General features: G+C 62.4%; 22 protein-coding genes. 18 read left to right on the top strand and 4 right to left on the bottom strand.

Going from position 1 to position 23,755, the window contains the following annotated elements; all coding sequences use genetic code 11:
* The first annotated feature begins 147 nt into the window (after positions 1-147).
* The 6 genes from rpsM to truA all read left to right on the top strand — a co-directional run bounded on the left by rpsM (position 148) and on the right by truA (position 4,223).
* Complete coding sequence (gene rpsM / locus ATN37_RS14025) at positions 148-522, top strand: 30S ribosomal protein S13 (protein ID WP_003940834.1); 375 nt, start codon at positions 148-150, stop codon at positions 520-522.
* On the top strand, positions 522-935 hold the full coding sequence (gene rpsK / locus ATN37_RS14020) for a 30S ribosomal protein S11 (RefSeq protein ID WP_003940683.1): 414 nt from the start codon (positions 522-524) through the stop codon (positions 933-935). Before rpsM ends, rpsK begins: the two co-directional genes overlap by 1 nt.
* Positions 936-957: 22 nt before the next feature.
* Entirely contained in the window at positions 958-1,563 is a 606-nt protein-coding gene (gene rpsD / locus ATN37_RS14015) for a 30S ribosomal protein S4 (RefSeq protein WP_003940769.1), read from the top strand.
* A gap of 120 nt (positions 1,564-1,683) precedes the next feature.
* Positions 1,684-2,745 (top strand): DNA-directed RNA polymerase subunit alpha, encoded by a 1,062-nt coding sequence (locus ATN37_RS14010; protein ID WP_003941016.1) that lies wholly within the window; start codon positions 1,684-1,686, stop codon positions 2,743-2,745.
* 29 nt (positions 2,746-2,774) lie between these two features.
* On the top strand, positions 2,775-3,332 hold the full coding sequence (rplQ, locus tag ATN37_RS14005; RefSeq protein WP_007728580.1) for a 50S ribosomal protein L17: 558 nt from the start codon (positions 2,775-2,777) through the stop codon (positions 3,330-3,332).
* 6 nt (positions 3,333-3,338) lie between these two features.
* On the top strand, positions 3,339-4,223 hold the full coding sequence (gene truA, locus ATN37_RS14000; RefSeq protein WP_217018618.1) for a tRNA pseudouridine(38-40) synthase TruA: 885 nt from the start codon (positions 3,339-3,341) through the stop codon (positions 4,221-4,223).
* Positions 4,224-4,281: 58 nt separating this feature from the next.
* On the opposite strand, the gene ATN37_RS13995 is transcribed toward truA, so the two are convergent.
* Positions 4,282-5,424 carry an acyl-CoA dehydrogenase family protein gene (locus tag ATN37_RS13995; RefSeq protein WP_007728582.1) on the bottom strand — a complete coding sequence of 381 codons (1,143 nt, stop codon included), beginning with the start codon at positions 5,422-5,424 and terminating at the stop codon, positions 4,282-4,284.
* A gap of 57 nt (positions 5,425-5,481) precedes the next feature.
* Between ATN37_RS13995 and ATN37_RS13990 the strand changes: the two genes are divergently transcribed.
* A complete protein-coding gene (locus ATN37_RS13990; RefSeq protein ID WP_003940885.1) occupies positions 5,482-6,060 on the top strand; it encodes a TetR/AcrR family transcriptional regulator in 579 nt (192 codons plus the stop codon).
* A 22-nt stretch (positions 6,061-6,082) separates the two neighbouring features.
* Positions 6,083-6,640, top strand: coding sequence for an NADPH-dependent FMN reductase (locus ATN37_RS13985; protein ID WP_003940967.1), 558 nt, complete (start codon positions 6,083-6,085; stop codon positions 6,638-6,640).
* Between the two features lie 16 nt (positions 6,641-6,656).
* Here ATN37_RS13985 and eccE read toward each other — a convergent pair whose 3' ends face one another.
* On the bottom strand, positions 6,657-8,297 hold the full coding sequence (gene eccE / locus ATN37_RS13980; protein WP_054188119.1) for a type VII secretion protein EccE: 1,641 nt from the start codon (positions 8,295-8,297) through the stop codon (positions 6,657-6,659).
* Between the two features lie 97 nt (positions 8,298-8,394).
* Here eccE and eccB point away from each other — a divergent pair, with 97 nt between their 5' ends.
* Positions 8,395-9,861, top strand: coding sequence for a type VII secretion protein EccB (gene eccB, locus ATN37_RS13975; protein WP_217018620.1), 1,467 nt, complete (start codon positions 8,395-8,397; stop codon positions 9,859-9,861).
* 14 nt (positions 9,862-9,875) lie between these two features.
* Here the strand turns inward: eccB and mycP are convergent, their stop codons facing one another.
* Entirely contained in the window at positions 9,876-11,288 is a 1,413-nt protein-coding gene (gene mycP / locus ATN37_RS13970; RefSeq protein WP_218695277.1) for a type VII secretion-associated serine protease mycosin, read from the bottom strand.
* Positions 11,289-11,302: 14 nt separating this feature from the next.
* Complete coding sequence (eccD, locus tag ATN37_RS13965; protein ID WP_083057798.1) at positions 11,303-12,769, bottom strand: type VII secretion integral membrane protein EccD; 1,467 nt, start codon at positions 12,767-12,769, stop codon at positions 11,303-11,305.
* 235 nt (positions 12,770-13,004) lie between these two features.
* Here eccD and eccCa point away from each other — a divergent pair, with 235 nt between their 5' ends.
* The 9 genes from eccCa to ATN37_RS13920 all read left to right on the top strand — a co-directional run bounded on the left by eccCa (position 13,005) and on the right by ATN37_RS13920 (position 23,685).
* On the top strand, positions 13,005-17,009 hold the full coding sequence (gene eccCa, locus ATN37_RS13960; protein WP_217018622.1) for a type VII secretion protein EccCa: 4,005 nt from the start codon (positions 13,005-13,007) through the stop codon (positions 17,007-17,009).
* Positions 17,006-18,508 (top strand): type VII secretion-associated protein, encoded by a 1,503-nt coding sequence (locus tag ATN37_RS13955; RefSeq protein ID WP_217018623.1) that lies wholly within the window; start codon positions 17,006-17,008, stop codon positions 18,506-18,508. Before eccCa ends, ATN37_RS13955 begins: the two co-directional genes overlap by 4 nt.
* A 184-nt stretch (positions 18,509-18,692) precedes the next feature.
* Positions 18,693-18,998, top strand: coding sequence for a WXG100 family type VII secretion target (locus ATN37_RS13950; protein WP_003940986.1), 306 nt, complete (start codon positions 18,693-18,695; stop codon positions 18,996-18,998).
* 100 nt (positions 18,999-19,098) lie between these two features.
* Positions 19,099-19,392: a WXG100 family type VII secretion target gene (locus ATN37_RS13945; protein WP_217018624.1), complete on the top strand. Its 294-nt coding sequence runs from the start codon at positions 19,099-19,101 to the stop codon at positions 19,390-19,392.
* A gap of 290 nt (positions 19,393-19,682) precedes the next feature.
* On the top strand, positions 19,683-20,126 hold the full coding sequence (gene rplM / locus ATN37_RS13940; RefSeq protein WP_003940842.1) for a 50S ribosomal protein L13: 444 nt from the start codon (positions 19,683-19,685) through the stop codon (positions 20,124-20,126).
* Positions 20,123-20,632, top strand: a complete 510-nt coding sequence (gene rpsI / locus ATN37_RS13935) for a 30S ribosomal protein S9 (protein WP_007728596.1) — start codon at positions 20,123-20,125, stop codon at positions 20,630-20,632. Before rplM ends, rpsI begins: the two co-directional genes overlap by 4 nt.
* Before the next feature lie 154 nt (positions 20,633-20,786).
* Positions 20,787-22,124 (top strand): phosphoglucosamine mutase, encoded by a 1,338-nt coding sequence (gene glmM, locus ATN37_RS13930; RefSeq protein WP_218695275.1) that lies wholly within the window; start codon positions 20,787-20,789, stop codon positions 22,122-22,124.
* A 110-nt stretch (positions 22,125-22,234) separates the two neighbouring features.
* On the top strand, positions 22,235-22,540 hold the full coding sequence (locus tag ATN37_RS13925) for a hypothetical protein (RefSeq protein ID WP_217018625.1): 306 nt from the start codon (positions 22,235-22,237) through the stop codon (positions 22,538-22,540).
* On the top strand, positions 22,537-23,685 hold the full coding sequence (locus ATN37_RS13920) for a hypothetical protein (protein ID WP_217018626.1): 1,149 nt from the start codon (positions 22,537-22,539) through the stop codon (positions 23,683-23,685). Before ATN37_RS13925 ends, ATN37_RS13920 begins: the two co-directional genes overlap by 4 nt.
* The last annotated feature ends 70 nt before the right edge of the window (positions 23,686-23,755 follow it).

Below are 23,755 nucleotides of genomic sequence, written 5' to 3'. Positions count from 1 at the left end.
GGACAATGGTTCACCCCCGGCACGGAGGCCGGGGCCCCACTGAGTTAGTTGATGAGATCATCTGCGCCTTCGGGCGTCGGTACTCGGCAAGAGGCACAGGGGAAGGGCTGGGAGCAGACCTCCGCACACCGATAAGGAAATGCCACCATGGCACGTCTCTCTGGTGTTGATCTTCCTCGCGAAAAGCGCATGGAGATCGCACTGACATACATCTACGGCATCGGCCGTACCCGCTCCAAGGAAATCCTTGACGCCACCGGCGTCAGCCCGGATCTCCGGAGCAAGGACCTCTCGGACGAGGACCTGGCAAAGCTCCGCGAGTACATCGAGGAGTCGCTCAAGGTCGAGGGTGACCTTCGCCGCGAGGTTCAGGCCGACATCCGTCGCAAGATCGAGATCGGCTGCTACCAGGGCCTGCGCCACCGTCGTGGTCTGCCCGTGCGTGGTCAGCGCACCAAGACCAACGCCCGTACCCGTAAGGGTCCGAAGCGCACCATTGCCGGCAAGAAGAAGGCGAAGTAATGCCCCCGAAGTCACGTAGCACCGGTCCGAAGAAGACCCAGAAGACGCGTCGCAGGGATAAGAAGAACATCCCGCACGGCGCCGCTCACATCAAGAGCACCTTCAACAACACCATCGTGTCCATCACGGACCCCGCCGGAAATGTCATTTCCTGGGCGTCTTCGGGACACGTCGGCTTCAAGGGTTCGCGTAAGTCGACTCCCTTCGCCGCTCAGCTTGCTGCTGAGAGCGCTGCCCGTAAGGCGCAGGAGCACGGTGTCAAGAAGGTTGACGTCTTCGTCAAGGGACCGGGATCCGGTCGCGAGACCGCAATCCGTTCCCTCCAGGCCGCTGGCCTCGAGGTCGGCACCATTTCCGATGTAACCCCCCAGCCGCACAACGGCTGCCGTCCGCCCAAGCGGCGTCGGGTATAGCGGGAAGGATAGGTAGAAGAAAATGGCACGTTATACCGGACCCATCACCCGCAAGTCGCGTCGTCTGCGCGTCGACCTCGTTGGAGGCGACCAGGCATTCGAGCGTCGCCCGTACCCGCCCGGACAGCACGGCCGCGCGCGTATCAAGGAGAGCGAGTACCTGCTCCAGCTGCAGGAGAAGCAGAAGGCTCGCTTCACCTACGGCGTCATGGAGAAGCAGTTCCGCCTGTACTACAAGGAGGCGAACAACCGCCCCGGCAAGACCGGCGAGAACCTGCTTCGCATCCTCGAGTCGCGTCTCGACAACGTCGTGTACCGCGCAGGCCTCGCTCGCACGCGCCGTCAGGCACGTCAGCTGGTCACGCACGGTCACCTTCTCGTGAACAACAAGAAGGTCGACATCCCGAGCTACCGCGTCTCGCAGTACGACATCATCGATGTCAAGGAGAAGTCGCTCTCCACGCTTCCGTTCCAGGTTGCGCGTGAGACCGTTGGCGATCGCCCGGTTCCCGGGTGGCTGCAGGTTGTCGGCTCGCGTCTGCGGATCCTGGTTCACCAGCTTCCCGAGCGCGCGCAGATCGACATCGCTCTGCAGGAACAGCTCATCGTCGAGTACTACTCGAAGTAAGGCGCTTCGCACCCCGTGAGTGGTTGAGGAGTCTCCGGACTCCTCAACCACTCACAGGGCCGCAGGCCCTTTCCCATCGTGGGCGTCAAATAGTGGACGTCCGTACAGGAGGAAATACCAATGCTCATTTCTCAGCGACCCACGCTGACCGAAGAGGTCATCGCTGATAACCGCTCGAAGTTCGTCATCGAGCCCCTGGAGCCAGGTTTCGGGTACACGCTCGGCAATTCGCTGCGCCGCACGCTGCTCTCGTCGATCCCCGGCGCTGCTGTCACCAGCATCCGTATCGACGGCGTCCTCCATGAGTTCACCACCGTCCCGGGCGTGAAGGAAGATGTCACCGACATCATCCTGAACCTCAAGGGCCTCGTCGTGAACTCCGAAGAGGACGAGCCGGTCACCATGTACGTCCGCAAGCAGGGCCCCGGCGCTGTTACTGCAGGCGACATCGTGCCCCCGGCAGGCGTCACCGTGAACAACCCTGATCTGCACATCGCCACCCTGAACGACAAGGGAAAGCTGGAGATCGAGCTCGTAGTCGAGCGCGGTCGCGGCTATGTCCCCGCCGTTCAGAACAAGGCGTCCGGCGCAGAGATCGGCCGTATCCCGGTCGACTCGATCTACTCGCCGGTGCTCAAGGTCACCTACAAGGTGGAGGCCACTCGCGTCGAACAGCGCACCGACTTCGATCGGCTCGTTCTCGACGTGGAAACGAAGAACTCCATCACCGCACGGGACGCGCTCGCTTCGGCGGGCAAGACCCTGGTTGAGCTCTTCGGCCTGGCCCGTGAGCTGAACGTCGAAGCAGAAGGAATCGAGATCGGACCCTCGCCTGCCGAGGCCGATCACATCGCTTCCTTCGGACTCCCCATCGAGGATCTGGACCTCACGGTCCGCTCCTACAACTGCCTCAAGCGCGAAGGTGTTCACACCGTCGGTGAGCTTGTCGGCCGTACCGAGTCCGATCTGCTCGACATCCGCAACTTCGGACAGAAGTCCATCGACGAGGTCAAGGTCAAGCTGCATTCGCTCGGCCTGTCCCTCAAGGACAGCCCCGCATCCTTCGATCCCACCACCGTTGCCGGCTACGACGCCGCCACCGGAACGTGGAGTGACACTGATGCCGGTTCCTTCGGCGATGCCGAAGGTACCGAGGACTACGCCGAGACCGAACAGCTGTAGCAGCTCAGGTCCTTTACTAGGAGATCATCATGCCCAAGCCCAAGAAGGGTGCCCGCTTCGGCGGGTCGGCTTCCCACCAGAAGGCGATTTTCGCCAATCTGGCTACCGCGCTCTTCGAGCACGGTCGCATCACCACCACCGAGTCCAAGGCCAAGGCACTGCGCCCCTACGCCGAGAAGCTCGTCACGCACGCGAAGGCCGGCACGCTGGCTCACCGTCGTGAGGTGCTGAAGGTCATCCGCAACAAGGATGTCGTTCACACCCTGTTCGCCGAGATCGGCCCGTTCTACGCGGACCGTAACGGTGGATACACCCGCATCATCAAGACGATCCCCCGCAAGGGTGATAACGCTCCGATGGCAATCATCGAGCTCGTCAAGGAAAAGACCGTCACCTCCGAGGCTGACCGCGCTCGTCGCGTCAAGTCCTCGCAGGAAGCTCCCGCCGCAGAGAACGTCGTCGAGGCCGTAGAGGCCGACGCGACCGACGCTGAGGTCGAGAACGCTGACGCAGTCGTCGAGGCCATCGAGGACGAGACCGCAACTGCGGCCGACGCTCCCGAGGCCGAAGAGGCCAAGAAGGACTAGTCTCCCTTGGTTTCGGCACACGCTGAATCGAACGAGCCCGCCGCCCCCATCGGGGACGGCGGGCTCGTTCGATTGCGGCTCGACATCTCCTACGACGGCACCGACTTCTCGGGTTGGGCCCGCCAGACCGATCTGCGCACCGTGTGCGGTGAGATCGAAGACAAGTTGGGAACGGTGCTTCGACACCCGGTTCAGTTGACCGTTGCCGGTCGAACCGACGCCGGTGTCCACGCCACCGGTCAGGTAGCGCACGTCGACGTTCCGGGAGAGTTGCTCCCGGACGATCCGTCGCGACTCGTGCGCAGACTTGCACGATTTCTGCCCAAGGACGTTCGGGTCAAACAGATATCGGTGGTTCCGGGTGACTTCGATGCGCGCTTCTCCGCGATGCGACGTTATTACGAGTACCGGGTGACCAACGCGGCGTTCGGAGTGGAGCCACTACGCGCACGCGACACCGTCTCGTATCCCAAACCACTCGATCTCGGAGCGATGCAGGAAGCGTCGAATCGGCTGCTGGGTCTGCACAACTTCGCGGCATTCTGCAAGCGTCGAGAAGGCGCCACGACGGTGCGGGAGCTGCAGCGTTTCGACTGGAGCCAAGAGGGCACGGTGTTCACGGCGTACGTGAATGCCGATGCGTTCTGCTGGTCGATGGTTCGCAGTCTTGTCGGCGCAGTCCTCTCCGTCGGTGAGGGACGGCGCACCGCCGACTGGGTGGCAGGTTTGCTCGACGAAACGTCGCGATCCAGTTCCATCCTCGTTGCGCCGGCGCACGGACTTTCGTTGGTCCGCGTGGACTACCCCGACTACTCGGAACTGGCTGCCCGCAACGCGATTACCCGTGAGACCCGCGAGATTCCGTCTTCGGGTGGATGCTGCGGCGACTGAACTTCACCATGCAAAATGCCCTCCCACTCTGTGTGGGAGGGCATTCGTATCGGGGGGGCTATCCCGCCAGTTGGCGCGCGATGACCAATCGCTGAATCTGGTTGGTGCCCTCGAAGATCTGCGTGATCTTGGCCTCGCGCATGTAGCGCTCGACCGGGAAGTCCTGGGTGTATCCGTACCCGCCGAATACCTGAACGGCGTCGGTGGTGACCTTCATTGCCGCGTCGGTGGCCACGAGCTTGGCGACGCTCGCGTTGCGTGAATACGGAACTCCGGCGTCGCGGCGGCGGGCTGCATCGAGGTAGGTGGCTCGCGCGGAGTCGACTGCGGCAGCCATGTCCGCGAGCACGAAACCGAGTCCCTGGTGATCGATGATCCGCTTGCCGAATGCCTTGCGCTCCTTCGCGTAAGCGACCGCGTCGTCGAGCGCGCCTTGAGCGATTCCGACGGCAACGGCAGCGATTCCGAGTCGGCCGGAGTCGAGAGCGCTGAAGGCAATCGGCAGCCCCTGGCCGCGCTGACCGATCAATCGCTCCTCAGGAATGAAGGCGTCGTCGTAGTTCGCGGAGGCAGTGGGGACCGCGCGTAGCCCCATCTTCTCTTCGGGTTTTCCGAAGCTGAGGCCTTCGGTGTCCTTGTCCACCAGGAGGCAGGAGACGCCGCGTGAACCGTCGTCACTGGTGCGTGCGAAGAGGTTGTAGAAGTCCGCCTTGCCGCCGTTGGTGATCCAGGCTTTCGAACCGTTGACGCGGTAGCCACCGTCGGTGGGCGTCGCCTTGCACGACAACGCGGCGGCGTCGGATCCGGCCTGCGCTTCGGAAAGGCTGTACGCGCCGATGGTGTTGCCGCCCAGCATGTCCGGTAGCCAGCGGTTCTTCTGTTCGTCGGTGCCGAAGGTGAACAGCGGGAAGCACGACAGGCTGTGCACGCTCACCGCCACTGCAACCGCTGCCCAGCGTGAGGCGATCTCTTCGAGCACTTGGAGGTACACCTCGTACGGCTGATCGCCGCCGCCGAACTCCTCGGGATACGGAAGGCTCAGCAGACCCGCCTGTCCGAGTGCGGGGAACACTCCGTCTGGATACTTCTCGGCCTTCTCGTATTCGTTGACCTTGGGCGCGAGTACCTTGTCCGCGACATCACGCGTCAGTTCGATGAGATCGCGAGCTTCTTGGCTGGGCATCAGGCGTTCGACGGGCACGGTCGGCTCCTAGCTAGGTAATAGTACTGAGAACGATACTGCAGTACTGTTGTAGGTATGGCAAGGCTGGTTCACAAGACGACTGCGCGCAGGGCAGAGTTGTTCGATCAATTGGTCGAACTGTTCTTGAGCGAGGGTTTCGCCCACCTCACGCTCGACGAGATCTCAGCTCGTCTGCACTGCTCCAAGAGCACCTTGTACACCGTGGCGGCCGGCAAAGAGGACCTGGTGCGGGCGGTGACAGTGCACTTCTTCCGGGCGGCGACCGATGCAGTGGAGAGTGCAGTCGCCGCCGAAACGGCCCCGACTCGTCGAGTCGCGGTGTATCTCGAAGCAGTGGGTGATCGGCTGTCCGCGGCGTCCAGTCAGTTCATGGAAGACCTGGCCGAATCGGTGTCGGCGAGCCAGGTCTACGAGAAGAACACGTCGATCGCTGCTGATCGTGTGCGATCGCTCATCGTCGAGGGGGTCGATTCGGGCGCATTCCGGCAGGTACACGCATCATTTGTCGCCGATGCCGCTGCGGCGACGATGGTTCGGATCCAGCAACGCGCGGTCTACCGGGCAACTGGTCTGGACGATGCCAGCGCTTATCGGGAACTGGCAGCACTCATCACGGACGGGATCACTGCGTGATCAGTCGCTAGCATCGACGTTCATGGCACCTTTGAACGTCGAAGTCATCGTAGGTTCGGTCCGCGAGGGGCGAATGGGACGAGCAGTGGCGGACTGGTTTGTCGAGCGCGCAACCGCGAACCCGTCGTGGAACGTATCGGTGATCGACCTCAGAGAGCTGTCGTTGCCCCAGGATTTCTCGGATTCACCTGCCACGGAGGTTTTCCGCCGGCGAATCGGGCGCGCCGACGCTGTTGTCGCCGTGACCTCCGAATACAACCACGGGTATCCGGCTGCTCTCAAGACCGCATTCGATTCGGTGAAACACGAGTGGCGTGCCAAGCCGATCGGATTCGTGTCCTACGGCGGGATTTCAGGTGGTGTTCGGGCCGTCGAGCAACTGAGGCAAGTGGTGGCGGAGTTGCACATGGTCTCGGTGCGTCAAAGCGTGACCATTCACCGGGTGCGTAAGCAATTCGGACACGAGCCGTACGGCGTGGATTCGATTGCGATCGATGCAAGCGAGAAGATGATTCGTGAATTGGATTGGTGGGGAAGCGGATTGCGGATGCAACGTGCAAGTGATCCCTATCCCGGCTGATCTTGGACATACGCGATCACGCCATCTGGTGAGCGTCGCCGGCTCGTGGACGGCCGATGAACGATGTCTCGGAAGCGATGGTCACGAGAGTCAGGTCGACGCGTGTACGGCCGGTTTCGACCGTGATCTTGTCACCGAGTGCGAATGGCTGGACTATCGAGATTTCAGGGTCGACCCGAGGCCATTGGCGTGGATGTCCGTACACATAGATTGCGGTCACGCCGGCACGCGGAGATAACCCCTCGACGCCGTCGAACACGACAGTGTTGAAGGCGCCCTCAGGCCCACCGCCCTGCCCGGACACGCGGAGTCGGTCAGGCACTCCCATCGAGTCGGTGAGCGCGGTCCACGCTTGCGGTCGATCGGTGTGGACGAGTACCAGTGCGCCGGTCGCGATGGCTCGAAAGATCAACTGCTGAGCCAGATAGAGTTCGCCGGCGACAAGAACGGTGTTGACGCCCGGCCCCGAAATTCTGGCCGCGACACCGTGCCCGTTTCGGTCCGAGCCGATGAGTTGGCCGCACCCGGCAAGGGGTAGAGCGAGTGAGTCGAGTGTGCCCCCGTCCATGCGAACGCCCGGCGTGATGCCGTCCAGCGCGGCCAATGCGGTTGGCAAGTTGGTCAGCAATCCGTCGCGCTGGCGCCCACGTAGCGAGACCAAACCGGCCAGCGGTGCGTTCTCAGGTGGATTGCGCGTGGTGAAGCGACATGTCGCACTGACCTTCGCCTCTCCGCGTTGTCCGGTGGGTCGTAACCGAATTGTCACGGACGTCCCGACCGTTGCCACTGCCCACACTCGGGTCAGGGTCGCAGTGGTGATGAAACGGGGTTCGATCCCAAATCCGACGTTGGACACGCCAGGCAAGGGGGTACTTCGCCACGTTTCGGTGACCTCGTGGCCGGCCACTCCTCTTGTCACCTGGGCAGTGGACGACGCGATCTCCGGTGCGGTCAGGATCCGCGCCTTGCACCCCGCTGAATCGAGCACCCGGATGACACGATTGGCGGCAACAGCTATCGCGCGGCCGGCGCCCTGTTCGCCCCCGCCCCGGCGTTCGACTGCTGCACCACCCTCCAGCGCGTCGAAACGTAGTGCAAGCCAAACACTTCTGGTGGCGGTGGCTGGTAGTGGTCCGATGAGACGTTCGTAGACTTCGGTGGCAGGCGTTCCCGACGCGGCGCGGTATCCGTGACTGACGATGTCGATGCCGGTGAGTGAGATGTCGTGCTGATAGAGACAATTGGCGAGGGCTGCCGTGGGCAGAAGGTGGGAAGCGTCGAACGAATGACGGCCGATCCTGGTCAGGTAGTCGCGTGGGGGAGCGATCTCGACGACAGCGACGAGCGAAGATCCGTCCACTCGGAGCCCGATGGACTGCTCGGAGGGAGTGTGAAAACTGACGATCGTGCTGCGGTCGACGTCCTTGCGGTGCAGATAGCGAAAGTACCTGACAATCCAGGACATTACCGACCAACCGCCCACATGAAGCAGCATTGATCCGGCAACCACACAACCGATTGCCAGCGCCCAGAACCAATCGAGCCCACTGGCCATCGCGATTCCGCCCGCACCGATTCCGAAAATCTGTGCCGGCACGAACTCGCGCGTCGAAATCCTGTGTGACGACGGCCAATGCTTCAACCGCGATCGGTCCACGGTTCCTCCCCGATACCTGACCTGCGAACTACCCGAAAATTTCCGCCCCAGCGGAACTGTACTGTGTCTTCGCAAGGGGATGTAAGGCACGGGGGGAATGATGGCTGCGACACCTACCACGCGCTGGCAGGTCAACGGGTACCGATTCTTGGTCAGGCGGATGGAACATGCGCTGGTCAGACGAGACGTGCGGATGCTTCACGATCCGATGCGATCACAGTCGCGCGCGTTCACCGTCGGAATAGTCCTCGCTGCACTGGGATTGGCGGGTTGCGCTGTACTCGCTCTGTTTCGGCCACAGGACAGAATCGGCGATGCAGAGATCGTCGTTGCAAAGGAATCGGGCGCGATGTTCGTCGCCATGGAGGGTACGTTTCGCCCTGTGCTGAACTTGGCCTCCGCACGACTGATTCTGGGTTCGCCAGGAAAACCGGCAATAGTCAAGGCATCCGAGGTCGAGGCGAAACCCCGGGGCGCGCTCGTCGGCATTCCCGGCGCACCGTCCGCGCTGCCGGAATCGGCCGACCCTACCAACGCCGCGTGGACGGTGTGCGATTCCGTCGGATCCGACGGGAGAAAATCGTTGACGACTTCGGTCCTGGTCGGCTCGTCCAATGTCGGCGAAAACACGACATATCTGACGAATGACCGTGCATTCCTGGTGAAGTCGGGTTCCGATCACTTTCTCGTGTACGACGGGAAGCGAGCGGAAATCGATGTGGACGATCCGGCGATCATGCGGGCTTTGGGCCTGGAAGGAGCACAGGCGCGACCGATCAGTATCGGATTCCTCAATTCGATTCCCGAAGTTCCGCGCATCGAGGCTCCGCGAATCCGCCAACTGGGATCGGCGCCCCGGTTTCCTCTGCAGAACAAGACTGTCGGCTCCGTCGTCCAGGTTTCGGTGGGTGCGGACCCGCAGTACTACGTGGTACTCGAGAACGGGATCCAGAAGATCGGTGCGGCGCTCGCCCAACTGATCTACTTTTCGGATTCGCAGGGCGCCACCGGGATCGCGAGCGTCACCCCTGATGCCATCAGTCGTATTCCCTCGGTGAGTGAGCTGGCCGTCGACTTGTTGCCGCGGGTGGTTCCGGAGATCGTCGATGATCACGGCGCACCTGTCGGCTGTCTGGAATGGGCTCCCGCACCTGCAGTCGAGGGCGGCGAAAGTAGTTCTGCAACGCTGAAACTTGTCGCTGGATTGCAGGTTCCGATCCCGGAGGGTGGCAAGTTGGTGTCCTTGGCGCAGGCGGACGGATCGGGTGACAATCTCGACAACGTCCATGTCGAACAGGGATTCGGCGGATTTGTTCAAGCGACCGGAATCGAGACGAACAGCACCAGGCACGACGGAGTGTTCTACGTAGCCGATACCGGTGTGAAGTACGGCGTACCGGACGAAACCTCCGCTCGCGCGCTCGGATTGACGCGAACGCCTGATCGCGCGCCTTGGCAGATGCTCGACCTACTTGCATCAGGCCCCGCGCTCGAGAAGAGCAATGCACTGATAGCTCACGACGGAGTCGCCCCCGATACAGCGCCGGCCGCTCCGGTGAACTGAACACTGCTGACGGTTCAGGGATCGATTTTCTGGCGTTCGGGAAGATGCCGACGAATTACTCGACGAAGAGGCATCGATGCCAACAGCGTCAGTAGGGCGAGGGTGCCGACCGTTCCGGCTCCGACGAGTGCCGTGTCGCGAGATCGGTTGTCGGGGGTCGGCGGCGTGGGTAGGGGATCGATCGACACCGACTGATGGTTGACCTTGACGCGTTCTCCTGGGGCCAATTCGCCCGTCACTGCCGCAAGTGGATCGATGACGCCGTGACCGACGTAGGGATTCCAACCCTGCGCCGGAGCGTGGGCGGTGGCTTCGATACGTTGCATGACCTGAAGCGCCGTCAGTTCCGGGTGAACCGACCGGACCAGTGCGGCGGTTGCCGCGACAAAGGGCGCAGCGAAACTGGTCCCGTTGAACGACTGTACGGCGCCGTCGGAGCCGTACACCCCGTTGGTCAGACCGGGCGACGTCGGGTGAAGTGAGGTGATTCCGGTGCCGGGCGCCGCCACGTCGACCCATGGACCGCCGAGGCTGAAGGAACTGGCGGCGCCATTGGGGTCTACCGACCCCACTGTGAGGACATAGTCGTCGTACCAAGCCGGACTGGCAATCGTCACAACCGAGTTCCATGGATCGGCCAGGGGATTGAGGGGATCCGGCGGCGGATTCTGGTTCTTGCAACCTCCGGATCCGACGTTCCCTGCAGCTGCGACGACTACGACGTTCTTCGCGATCGTGGCGTATTCGATTGCAGCGCCGAGTCGTTGGTCGCTGATCCCGTCCCCGGCAGGCTTGCAGGCGACTTCGGAGATGTTGATGACGCTTGCACCCATGTCCGCAGCGTGACGGACGGCCGATGCCCTGGTGTCGACGTTTCCGTACCCGGATGAGTTCTCGGCTACAGCAGGGTCTTCGCGTTGGCCGGCCACCGAGAAGGCGGCACTGGACTGCCTGATCGAAATTATCTGTGCGTCAGGCGCAGCTCCGGAGAATCCGGAACCCTCGACTTGCTGGGCGGCGATGAGACCGGCCACGACAGTTCCGTGTGCGTCACAATCGTCGGTGCCGTCGGAGGTACCGACGTAATCACCGCCGCCGTCGAGCGATGGCAGCCGGGGATGTCTGCTGACACCGGTGTCGATGACAGCAATTCGCTGTCCTGCCCCTCTGGTGATCGGCCACACAGAATCGAATCCCAGATCTCGTTGAGAACGTGGAATGTCCGCACCGTCACCACCTGCCACGGCTGGGACGCACAGGGTTCGTTGTTCGGTGGGTTGTGGAGGTGCAGGCGGACCGTCCTCGGGCAGCATTGCAGGATCGATGGGGGAGGGAACCGCGCTCGATGCGCCACCTGCCCCGGCGAGAACGCTGAAGGCAACGATCACGAGACTGGCGCAGATGTTTGTTGCACGTCGAATCACCATCGATCACCGATCGCTCAGAGGCCACGCATGAGCGCGAAGAGGCCACTGACCCAGCAGATCAGCGGAACGATTGCTGCAATCGCAGCGAGGTCCAACAGCTCGGCAGCGCGTCGCATCACGGGGCTGAATGTGTTCTGGGGGGCAAGGATTCCCAGAACCAGTGCCAGGAGGAGAACGGTCATCGTGATGGCGAAGACGACCAATGCATGGTCGCGATGGGTCCATGCCATGTCGCCCAGGAGAACGAGAATCACCGAGATGCCTGCCGCGATGAGTGGCACAGCCTGCTGTGCGCCCGCGTAGGTGCGCCCGCGAAACATCAGCACGACGGCCGTCGCGAATGCGAGAGCAAGATTCGGCCAGACGATCCCCTGACCAGGCCAGGACCACGCGAGTGCGACGGCAGCGACGAGCGCGACCACTGACGTGGCCACGATCAGCCCAGTCAGATAGCTACGCGCCCGCCCTGCCCTTTCCGCCAACTCGGTCAGCCCGGGTAGTTCGGGTTCGGGCAGTCCGTCGCGGTCGTCGTCGAGGGGATTACTCGGCGTCGGAACAGGGGGAAGCGGTAGTCGCGCGAACAACATCGACAGTCGAGCGGTGAACGTGAGAACGATCAATGCGGCGGCAATCACCGCGCCGCTGACGGTCGCGGTGCGCGCCTCGGGAAGCGTGGTAGTGACGGCAAAGGTGCCCACCGCCGCGAGAAGGACGACGAGAAGTGCTGTGAAGACAGCTAATCCGGTGCCGCACAAGCGGAAGCAGATCAGAGTTACCGCAGCGGCAGATGCCGAACCGAGAAGCAGATGAGCCGAAAGAACAGTGCCGGGCACGCAGAGTGCGCCGGAGACGAACGCCAGTGGCACCGAAGCGCATCCGAGCGTGACGGAACTTCCAGAGTCTCCGTACACCCGCGCTGCCACGACGGCGGCGACGGTGAGCACCAAAGACGTCACTCCGCCGCAGACGGCGCCGATCAGTCCCGTGTCGCCGAGGACCAGGGCGAGGGCCGCGACGAGCGCAGCGACGAGGGCGGCGGTCGAGCCGACAATGCGCGCGGTGACCGGAGTCCAGCGTCGGTAGACGTCCGCATCCGTGGCCGCGACGGTGTACATGATGTCGTCGAAGAGTGGGGGCGGGGCAGCGGTGTCCGAGGCCTCGAGTACGAGCAATTCTCCATCGCGGATTCCGTGCTCGTGCAGCGACAGCGTCGGTGCCAGCGGTGCCCTGCCGACTTTCGACAGAGTCCAGTCGACGGGCTCGAATTGTTCGGTGGTGTGGTCGAACTCGTTGAAATTGCTGTGGTTGACAATTGTGTCCACAATGCCCGGAATGACCACGGTGAGTGGAACACGAAGCGGCACCGCAAGATCCACCTGCGAATGGGCTGAAAGTACCGTCAACCTGCACAGTTCGGCAGAATGACTCGCGCCTCGTCCGTTTCCGGTGTTCGCAGCGCTGGTTGTAGTGGTGCTGGTCAAGATCTGTCCCCTCCCATGACGCGATTCCCCCTTCGCGTCACCCCAGTTCACCCGAACAATACGACATGAACTGCGCGCCTGTATCGGAGACAGCGCCGACAACAGGTGGCACCGACCCGAGTGTCGGTGTTGTGATCTACTCTCTTGCAATTGCGCGAGTACGCCTTGGGGGGCCGGCGGTAGTCGGACGAGGCGTCTGGCGGCAACAGCTGCAGCACCGATGGGGGTGGGTGAATTGAGCACTGTCAGATTTGCGCGTCGAGCACGCCGTGAATCGCCGCGCACACCGGGCGGCGAGGTGACGCTTCAGCCCCCACCGGAGATACCTCGCGTCACGCCGGGAAACCTACTGACCAAACTACTTCCGGTGATCATGGTGGTTGCCATGATCGGCATGGTGGCGCTGATGTTCTCTTCCGGCATGGCGCGCAATCCGATGTCCCTGCTGTTTCCGGTCATGATGATGGTGTCGATGCTCGGAATGCTCGCCGGGGGCGGTCGTAGCGGTGGAGCAAGAGCGTCCGAAGCGAACGAGGACCGCAAGGACTACCTCCGGTACCTGGATCAGATGCGTAGTGATGTTGCTGCGACGACTGGTGCGCAGCGTGCTGCTCTCGAGTGGAGCAATCCCGAGCCGTCGCTGCTCTGGACACTGGCCGGGACTGTGCGGATGTGGGAGCGTCAGATCACCGACTCGGACTACTGCCACGTTCGGGTAGGTCTGGGTACACAGCGATTGGCCACCAGACTCGTGTCTCCGGAGACCGGGCCGGTCGAGGATCTCGAACCCGTCGCTGCTGTCTCACTTCGGCGATTCGTCCGTGCACATTCGGTTGTGCAGGACCTGCCGACCGCCGTCTCGCTTCGCGGATTTGCTGCGATGTCCATCGAGGGGCAGAGAGATTCCGCTCGTGCGCTTGTCCGCTCGATGTTGATGCAACTGTGCACATTCCACGGTCCGGACACGCTCCAAGTTGCGGTGGTGTGCGGTCCCGATACCGAATCCGAGTGGGAGTGGGTCAAGTGGCTCCCGCACGCGCAACACCCGCAGTCTCAGGACGGCACCGGCACTGCACGCATGGTGTTCGGTTCGTATCTCGAATTCGAAAGTTCCCTCGGGGAACCGCTTTCGATGCGTGCTCGATTCGCTCGCAACACTCCAGCCAGTGCGGGCGTTCCGCATCTCGTGCTGGTCGTGGACGGTGGCTTGTTCGAAGGTGACACCGGCCTGTTGTCCGAATCCGGGCTCGACTCGGTGACCGTCCTCGACCTGTGCGGGTTCTGCCCGCGGCTGGTGGCGACGCGTGGTTTGCGACTGGTCGTCAGTAGCGATCAGATCGGCGCGGTGAGCAGCGCAGGAGTTGAGAACTTTGCGAGGCCTGACGCTGCGACGACGAGCCTGGCGCAGGCGTTCGGCCGTCGCATCGCACCGTTCCGTGCGGCATCGCAGAATGCCGTCGACGCAGCTGACGACGACCGATCCCTTCGGACGTGGAGCCAGATGTTGGGGATAGGAAACGTTGCGAGGTTCAATCCTGAGCATGGCTGGCTTCCACGTCAGGGGCGCGACCGACTCCGTGTGCCGATCGGTGTCGGACAAGACGGAAACCCCGTCGAACTGGATCTGAAGGAGTCGGCCGAGAACGGTATGGGTCCGCACGGGCTGTGTATCGGAGCCACCGGTTCTGGCAAGTCGGAGTTCCTGCGAACCTTGGTGCTCGGCCTGATCGCGACCCACTCTCCCGACGCACTGAACCTCGTCCTGATCGACTTCAAAGGCGGTGCAACCTTTCTCGGCCTCGAGGAGGCGCCGCACGTTGCTGCGATCATCACCAACCTTGCCGAGGAATTGGCGATGGTCGATCGTATGAAGGACGCGCTCGCCGGCGAAATGAATCGTCGACAAGAACTGTTGCGTGCGGCAGGAAACTTCGCAAACGTGTCCGATTACGAGAAGGCGAGGCTGGCCGGCGCTGCACTAGATCCCTTGCCGGCACTCTTCGTGGTTGTCGACGAGTTTTCCGAACTGCTCAGTCAGCAGCCGGAATTTGCCGAATTGTTCGTGGCCATCGGGCGATTGGGCAGGTCACTTCACATTCACCTGCTGCTGGCCAGTCAGCGACTCGACGAAGGAAAGCTTCGGGGCCTCGACAGCCATCTTTCGTATCGCGTCGGGTTGAAAACGTTCTCGGCGAACGAGTCTCGTTCCGTCCTCGGCGTTCCCGATGCTTATCACCTTCCGGGCACACCCGGTGCGGGATACCTGAAGTCCGATTCTGCTGAGATCGTTCGCTTCCAAGGTGCGTACGTGTCAGGCCCGTACGAGGGCGAGCGGATCGTGCCCACTCGATTCTCGGTCGATTCCCCCGTCGAACTGGCGCCGCTGCCGTTTACCGCGAAGCCCGTGACCGGACCAGAGGCCGTTGTCGTTCCCGTCGAGCCCGACGTCGTCGACATGGGTGAAATCGGTGACGATGCACGTACTCTCATGGGAGTCCTCGTAGACCGCATGCGCGGTCACGGTCCACGTGCGCATGAAGTGTGGCTCCCGCCGCTCGAGTCATCTCCGACGCTTGACCAGTTGTTGCCGCGGTGGGCGACCGGTGATCAACCTCGCGGAAATCTGAGCGCACCCTTCGGCATAGTCGACAGGCCGTTCGATCAGCGCCGCGATCTACTCGTCGCCGATCTCAACGGATCGACTGGCAACCTCGCGATTGTCGGCGGCCCGCAGTCGGGAAAGTCGACGGCGTTGCGCACGTTGATCTTGTCTCTGAGCATGACGCACACGCCGGAACAGATTCAGTTCTACTGCCTCGACTTCGGCGGTGGAACGCTCCTCGGATTGAAAGATCTGCCGCACGTCGGATCGGTGGCAAACCGCTTGGATTCCGACCGCGTCCGGCGCACAGTTGCCGAGGTACTCGGTGTGGTCGCCAAACGGGAGCGACTGTTTCGTGACCTCGGCATCGAATCGATGGCCGATTTCCGTAGATTGCGAACAGCTGATCCCACCGGGGAAGGTGAGGCTGCGGGACTCCGAGAGGACCCGTACGGTGACGTCTTCCTCGTCGTCGACGGTTGGCCAAGCGTTCGTTCGGATTTCGAATCACTCGAGCCCCAGATCAACATGCTCGCCGGTCAAGGTTTGTCCTTCGGTGTACACGTGATCGTCACGACGTCGAGGTGGGCCGAGATCCGGCCGGCACTCAAGGATCAACTGGGTACTCGCATCGAACTTCGTTTGGGTGATCCGGGAGATTCGGATGCGGGTCGCCGGAAAGCCGGCCTGGTGCCGGAAGGTCGACCGGGTCGTGGCATCACTCGCGACGGACTCCACCTTCTCACCGGACTACCTCGAATCGACGGCCTACCGGGTAGTGAGAACTCGAGTACGGCTGTGGTGGCGACGGTCGAACGTATTGCAGCCATGTCGAATTCGCGTCCGGCACCCACCGTGCGGATGCTCCCGGATTCCTACTCGCGGGCAGAACTTCTCGAAGCTGTCGGGACCCGGTGGCCCTCACCGAGTGCGGCCGACGGTCGGTGCCTCACCGTGCCGATCGGGCTCGGTGAGACCGACCTCGCCCCGGTGTACATGGACTTCCGGGAACACCCGCACCTGTTGATATTCGGCGACACCGCGTGTGGGAAGACATCTCTCCTGCGTGGAATAGCCGAAGGGATCATCGCGTCGAACACACCGGCCCAGGCCAAGCTGATCATCGGTGACTATCGGCATTCCCTGCTGGGCGTTGTCGAAGGGAATCACCTCGGCGGGTACTCGGCGTCGTCGACGACCTTCGGTGAGTTGATGGTCGACTTGGCTCGGATCGTCGCTGCCAGAATGCCGAACGCCGGAACAACGCAGCAGCAATTGCGGGAACGATCTTGGTGGAGTGGGCCGGAGATTTACGTACTGATCGACGACTACGACCTTGTGGCCACACCGAGTGGAAATCCGGTGGCGCCGTTGCTCGAATACATTCCGCACTCCAAGGACATCGGTTTGCACCTGGTTATTGCCCGCCGTTCCGGTGGTGCGGCCAGAGCACTGTACGAGCCGGTCATTGCGAGAATTCGCGACATGGCGCCGGCCGGATTGATCATGAGCGGAAGTCGTGACGAGGGAAATCTCGTCGGCACTGTCCGCGCGTCGGCGATGCCGGAAGGCCGTGGGGTTTACGTTTCCCGCTCGCAAACCCAACTTGTCCAAGTTCCGTGGATGCCACCGCTGTGACCGCTCCGTCCGCAGTGTCGGTCTCGTTACATTGGGGTGCATCGAATATCTGGGTCGTATCGGGTCAACGCGAATTCTGTTGCAGTGCAGACCTCAGACGCGAACCGACGTCGGGCCCCGGTGCGGCCGGTAAGAATGCGATCGATTACATCGACGACGATTATGTCGACGTGGATGGTCGGGTTGTCCCGACAGTCTTGGAGGTGGCCAGGCTGATCTCCAGTGCGATGGACGGGTGCGGAATCGTCGACGCAGACATTCTTCATCTCAGTCATCCCTCGGATTGGGGTGCCCCACGCAGGCGGCGATTGCTCGATGCCGCACGTCGAGTGGCGCACGACGTCGTACTCGTTCCGACGTCGATCGCGGCGGCGAGGTCGGCTCATACGGCTTGGCGATCGCGGTGTGTCGTCCTCGAACTGCGAGGCGGAACGGTGGTCGCTTCTGTTGTCGCTGAGGTCGACGGTGAACTCCGAATCGACGGAACACAAAGTTCGGAGATCGCAGACGTTGCGGGGTTGTTTTCCGCAATCGGGGATCTATCGGTTCGGGACGCTGTGGTGTTGGTCGGGCCGAGCTCTCATGCTGTTGCGGCTTCGCTCGAACGGGGGTCGACGAATGTTCACGGCCACGCGAGCATCCGAATTCTGGACGAGAGCCGGGTGGCTGCGTCTCTGGTGGATCCTCAGACGCTCGTTCGCCAGACAACCGCGCGGGACAGTTCGGGACGAATCGTCGACAATTCGGCTTTCGGCGCCGGGTGGGTAGGCGATACGGATGGCGCGAAGTCGATTTCTGGCGCGGACTCGAATGCCTCTTCGCCGCGTCGCGTCGGCGGGCGGCGAAGAGGCCGTCGATGGTTCGCGGCGGCGCTTGCGGTGGTCGCCGTCGCCGGTGCGGTCGCAGCAACGGTCGTGGTGTCCACTCGCGATCGAGGCGATTCTCGGTTGGCGGGGTCGGTCGCAGCCACGGCGGAAGTCGAAGTCGAGATCGTGGAGGCGTCGAAAGAGCAGGAAACGCCTGCACCGAAGACTTCGATCTCGTCGATCGAGTCCGGGGCCACGCCGGAACTTACTCGTGTGGACGTGGGAAGCGTTGCGGCAGAAGTGCCTTCCGATTGGAAGCTTCTGTCGCGAGGGACCTCGAGCGGGCGTACCGATTTGGTACCCGGTTCGGGTGCGGATCGCAAGATCGTGGTCATCGAGAAACGTCTTGCGGAAGGTGTGGGATTCGATTCCGTCGAAGCTGTTTTGCGTCAGCAGTTTTCGACGTTCGAGGACCCCTTGCGGTTCGCAGAGTTTGCTGTGCTCGACGATGCCGCAGGAAAACGGGCAGTGGTGTACGTCGAGTTTCCGGACGATTTCTCCGAGGTGCGTTGGCGCGTGTACGTCGACAACGGACGGCAAGTGAGTATCGGCTGCCAGTATCTGGTCGGTGAGTGGGGCAGTCTCGAAGCGGACTGCCTGCGGATGTGGCAGTCGGTCGAATTCACACCGTGACCGGATCGGTCGGTTCTGAAAATATTCTTCGGTCGGGCCGGAACCGTTGGTACGAAGGTCGCGTCAAAGTATGTGTAGCGCACATCAGGGAGTTCCGCTCGACCCCGGTGCACATCCGACGGACAAAGCCCGTTGTGTGTGATCGCCGATACCGAACGGTACTCACCGAATCCAGGGGGACGACATGGGCTTTACCGCAACTACCGCTGAATTGATCGATTCGGCGGGGACCATCGACGGACATCTCGGTGACATCAGGGGGCTGGTCAACGCTGTTCGGTCGGAGGCCGACGCTTCGCACAATTCGTGGAACGGTGCGGCGCAGGTCGAATACGCAGGAATCATGGAGCGATACAACAGCGCGGCCCTGAAGTTGGACACAGCTCTGACCGACATCTGCGAGCAGATCAAACAGGCCGCGGGAACCTTCGACTCGACCGAAGACGACAACGTCAGCTCGCTTCGCGGCGCGACGGTGAACATGTCCTGACCGCCAGCTCTTCATCGTCCGATCAAGCAATCCTCAGCCAGTAGTTCTCACAAGTTAGTTCTCACAAGTTCTCTCCAGTCACACCGAACCGGGAGCAGTTATGTCCGACAGGATCAAGTACGACTTCGGCGGCCTCGCAATGCTGTCCGATCAGATGAAACAGCAGGCCAAAGCGATCAACGACAAACAGGGCGACATCAAGGTCGTCGTGGACAAGCTGCAAGCAGGCTGGGAAGGGGCAGGTTCCGAAGCGTGGAACGACGCACAGCGTCGCTGGGCCCAGGCTTCCGAAGAACTGAACCTGGTTCTCGCGCAGATCGCCGGAGCGACGGCGAGCGGCTCGGAGAAGATGCAGGAAGCTGATCGGATCGCCGCAAACGGGTTCGGTCGCTGACAACATCCCATGCCGTGATGACACCCCGCCTGCCCCGGTACCGTCAGGTTGCCGGGGCAGGCGCATGTCGATCGCTCGCATCGCTGTGCTGGACGATGATGCTGTTGGCAGGAATGGCTGCGCTTTGACCTGGCAGCGGGTAGACCGGTATCGTCTATCGGTGGCGTGCCGTAGGGCTCCGGCAGAGATGCGTGGAGACCGGCGGTTCTCGGGTCTCAACTGGCCGCCGAGGATCGTTTACGCGATACGCACATGGTCAGCAGTGGAATGAATTAAGACGAGGAAGATCTGTGTCTACGTACACCCCGAAGGCCGGAGATGTGACCCACACGTGGCACGTCATCGACGCCACTGACGTGGTGCTCGGCCGTCTTGCCGTTCAGGCAGCGAACTTGCTGCGTGGCAAGCACAAGCCCACCTACGCGCCGCACATCGACGGTGGTGACTTCGTTGTCATCATCAACGCAGAGAAGGTTGCCATCAGCGGCAACAAGCTGCAGGGCAAGAACGTTTACCACCACTCCGGATTCCCGGGTGGCCTGAAGTCCCGCACTGTCGGTGAGGTCCTCGACAGGACTCCCGATCGTCTCGTCGAGAAGGCCATTGTCGGCATGCTCCCCAAGACGAAGCTCGGCCGCGCAATGAGCAGCAAGCTCAAGGTTTACGCGGGCCCGAATCACCCCCACACCGCGCAGCAGCCGGTGCCGTTCGAGATCAAGCAGGTCGCACAGTGACATCGCCGGAAGAGCAGAACGTGTCCGAAGAGAACATCGAAGCAGTGGAAGAGCTTGTCTCTGACGCAGTCGAGGTCGTCGAAGAGGTTGCTGCAGCTACGCTCGCACCGATCGTCCTCGATCGCCCGGTCCAGACCGTCGGTCGCCGCAAGGAGGCTGTCGTTCGCGTCCGGATGGCTCCCGGTACCGGTCAGTTCAAGCTCAACGGTCGTACGTTGGAGGACTACTTCCCCAACAAGGTTCACCAGCAGCTGATCAAGGCTCCGCTGGTGCTCGTCGAGCGTCCCGAGTCTTTCGACATCATTGCACTGCTGCACGGTGGCGGCCCGTCCGGTCAGGCAGGCGCACTGCGTCTGGCTATCGCGCGCGCACTCATCGAGGTAACCCCTGATGATCGTCCGGCCCTCAAGCGTGCAGGCTTCCTGACGCGTGACGCCCGCGCGGTCGAGCGTAAGAAGTACGGCCTGAAGAAGGCCCGTAAGGCATCGCAGTACTCCAAGCGCTGATGCTTTGCCGAGGTTGACCCGACGGGTCTGCTTCGGCACCTGTTCACCACAAGAGCGGGCGTCCATCGTTACCGGACGCTCGCTCTTGTGTTTCTCGGAGAAATTCCCTTCTCGAGTTCCCTTCTCGAGGTTCACAGGATTCAGGAGTCGTTCTATGGGTCGGTTGTTCGGTACTGACGGTGTTCGTGGACTTGCCAATTCGGATCTGACTGCAGATCTTGCATTGAGATTGGCAGTTGCCGCGGCGAGCGTACTGACAGCCGACACCTCGGACGCACGTCCGACCGCCGTGATCGGCCGCGATCCTCGCGCCAGCGGTGAGATGCTTCAAGCCGCGGTGACCGCAGGATTGAGTTCCGCGGGTGTCGACGTGCTCGACGTGGGTATTCTTCCGACTCCGGCAGTTGCATACTTGACGGCAAAGCTCGACACCAGTCTCGGTGTCATGATCTCTGCATCGCATAATCCCATGCCGGACAACGGAATCAAGATTTTCGCAGCCGGTGGACACAAGCTGGATGATGCTGTCGAGGTGGCGATCGAGGATGCACTCGAGGGCACTGCACCGCCCGTCCTACCGACAGGTGCCGGGATCGGCCGCGTCCGTACGGTCGACGACGCCGCTCAGCTGTACCTTGCGCATCTGGCGAGCGCGGCGAGCGAGCCACTCGCTGGACTCACCGTTGTGGTCGACTGTGCCAACGGCGCTGCTTCCGCGCTCGCACCGGTTGCCTACGCGGCAGCGGGCGCTCGCGTCATCGCGATCAGCGCCGATCCCGACGGCCTCAACATCAACGACGGCTGCGGATCGACGCACCTGGAGAATCTTCAGAAAGCCGTAGTCGATCACGGGGCGGACCTAGGCCTCGCGCACGACGGCGACGCCGACCGCTGCCTGGCCGTCGACGAGACCGGAGCGGTGGTCGACGGTGACGCGATCATGGCAGTTCTGGCGATCGCGATGAACGACGCCGGTGAGTTGGTCGAGAACACTCTCGTCGCGACTGTCATGAGCAATCTCGGTTTGCACATCGCGATGCGCGAGGCCGGTATCAACATCGTGACTGCTGCCGTAGGCGACCGCTACGTTTTGGAGGAACTGCGCGCGGGCGGATACAGCCTCGGCGGCGAGCAGTCAGGCCATGTCGTGTTGCCGGCGTTCGGCACCACGGGCGATGGGATTCTCACCGGCCTCCGGCTGCTCGGACGAATGGCTCGCACGGGTAAGTCGGCATCCGCACTGGCCGCAACGATGACAACCCTTCCGCAGGTTCTGATCAACGTGAAGGTCGGGGACAAGGCGACAGTCGCAGCATCGCCGTCGGTACTCGCAGCAGTCGCGGACGCAGAGCGCGTCCTCGGTGACGGTGGTCGCGTGCTCCTGCGCCCGTCCGGGACAGAGCAACTGGTCCGCGTCATGGTCGAGGCCACCGAACTTCCGCTCGCGCAGAAGCTGGCCGACGAGTTGGCCGAGATCGTCGGTTCGGTTTAGCCCCTCATTACGCGTTCGCGTTTTGAGGGAACGTAATTGCGCCCTGCTGCGTCCAAGGAGTCAAAGGCCGCTCGACGTGCGAGTGGTTCCGCTGAAACTTGGGGGCGCTCGTGGATGTCGACCGCGCTGGAACAGATGAATTGGCACGCCAAGCGGTGTCGGTGGCCCAGGCTCTGCGCGATTCTGCGGACCCGATCAGGCGTCTGCGATTCAGCGGTGCCGTTTCGGGCCGTGATTACGCCGAGCATGGAGCCGCGTTGGCGTCGGCATTGGCGGTCCTGAATTCTCGCTTGACTGGCCGTGCGGATCTTCTCGATGCGTTGGCGCGTCGGCTTTCCTCTTCGGCTGAGGTGATCGCTGAGGTGGACGGTCAGGGTGCGCAGCGATTGCGAGACTCCAGCGGGTCGGTCTCATGAGACGGACGAGCGGTACCGCACAGGCAGTACCAAACAGCTACTATTGCGTCGAAGATATTCTTGCACTGCGTGATTCACGCGTGCGTCCTGACGAAATCCTGGATGCTGGTGCGAGGGGACTGCAGTTCTTCGATCGATTTCACGACCTGGCCTCTCGGTTGGGCTTCGAAGAACGGATGCTTACGTCCTACGAGGATGCGTATCGCGCAGAGGCTGGTATCGATTTCGATGCACTAATGCGAGATGCGTCGGACATGGCCGCAGCGGTGGACGGTTCGGTCGCCGAGATCGCGATGCTGACGACCCTGGCGGAGAATCTTCCTGCAGTGTGGAATGTTTCCCGCGTGGGTGCGGTCGTAGATCATGCCTTCGCGGCGCGGCGTGAAGCTCGGTCCGATGCGGATTCGGCGCCACTGTTGATCACGCTGGCCGACGAGTTCGCGCGGACGGTTCGAACGGCTTTGGCAGACAAGGCTTTCAAGGTGGCAAGCCTCGACCGGGCGACGATCGGCGGTCTGGGTGCGGGGGAGATCGACCAGCTGACTCACGTCGCTTCCACCGGTCGTGGTGCGGCGCCATGGCTGGACACGGTTTTTCGTTCGGCGTATCTCGATACTCGCGATGAATTCGACAGGGCGTGTGCGGAGTGCGCGAGCGCGGTTGGTCATGCTTTTGACGCCGCGACCCAGTGGGTGACAGACGCGTTCACGTCAACCTTTCCGATCGCCGAGCCGAGTGCATCCGGTGTCGCCGCCGCTCCTGTCTCTTTCTCGATCGGCGGCAACACTTGGGGCTTCTCGATTGCGTCCGACGGTCGTGGGGTGAGTCTGGATGTTGCAGGTGCTGACGGGAACTCTGTGTCGGCCACCCTGGAGTTGAGCGAAAATGGTTGGCCGAGAATAGTGCTCGATGCCGATCCGGAGATGTCGCTGCACGAGGCGCGCCCGCAAGAAGCGTCCCAGCCTGCGACACTCCAGCCCGAAACTCCCGACCCTGAGATTCGCGAGCACGAGGTGCCGGTCGAAACCACCGCCGAAGTCTCGCCCGCGCCGGACCCGGAGCCGCCTTCCACAGTCCCCGACGAGTCGATCGTGGCTCCCGACGGAGAGACGGGCGCTGAGTTGGCCGGAGCTGGTCCGCTGTGAAGTCCGTTCACGCGCCGTTCGAAGCGATCCGTCGAACCCTCGACTCTCAACTCGACGACTTCCGTGAGCG

Origin of the sequence: Rhodococcus sp. MH15, from assembly GCF_019266045.1 — a bacterium.
GTDB lineage: Bacteria > Actinomycetota > Actinomycetes > Mycobacteriales > Mycobacteriaceae > Rhodococcus_F > Rhodococcus_F qingshengii.
Note: the sequence above shows the minus strand (reverse complement) of the source record. Positions and strands in the feature narration are given on the sequence as shown.

Coding starts and splice junctions, on each gene's coding strand:
- rpsM (WP_003940834.1), top strand. CDS start 148: ATGGCACGTCTCTCTGGTGTTGATCTTCCTCGCGAAAAGCGCATGGAG.
- rpsK (WP_003940683.1), top strand. CDS start 522: ATGCCCCCGAAGTCACGTAGCACCGGTCCGAAGAAGACCCAGAAGACG.
- rpsD (WP_003940769.1), top strand. CDS start 958: ATGGCACGTTATACCGGACCCATCACCCGCAAGTCGCGTCGTCTGCGC.
- ATN37_RS14010 (WP_003941016.1), top strand. CDS start 1,684: ATGCTCATTTCTCAGCGACCCACGCTGACCGAAGAGGTCATCGCTGAT.
- rplQ (WP_007728580.1), top strand. CDS start 2,775: ATGCCCAAGCCCAAGAAGGGTGCCCGCTTCGGCGGGTCGGCTTCCCAC.
- ATN37_RS13990 (WP_003940885.1), top strand. CDS start 5,482: ATGGCAAGGCTGGTTCACAAGACGACTGCGCGCAGGGCAGAGTTGTTC.
- ATN37_RS13985 (WP_003940967.1), top strand. CDS start 6,083: ATGGCACCTTTGAACGTCGAAGTCATCGTAGGTTCGGTCCGCGAGGGG.
- eccB (WP_217018620.1), top strand. CDS start 8,395: ATGATGGCTGCGACACCTACCACGCGCTGGCAGGTCAACGGGTACCGA.
- mycP (WP_218695277.1), bottom strand. CDS start 11,288: ATGGTGATTCGACGTGCAACAAACATCTGCGCCAGTCTCGTGATCGTT.
- ATN37_RS13950 (WP_003940986.1), top strand. CDS start 18,693: ATGGGCTTTACCGCAACTACCGCTGAATTGATCGATTCGGCGGGGACC.
- ATN37_RS13945 (WP_217018624.1), top strand. CDS start 19,099: ATGTCCGACAGGATCAAGTACGACTTCGGCGGCCTCGCAATGCTGTCC.
- glmM (WP_218695275.1), top strand. CDS start 20,787: ATGGGTCGGTTGTTCGGTACTGACGGTGTTCGTGGACTTGCCAATTCG.
- ATN37_RS13920 (WP_217018626.1), top strand. CDS start 22,537: ATGAGACGGACGAGCGGTACCGCACAGGCAGTACCAAACAGCTACTAT.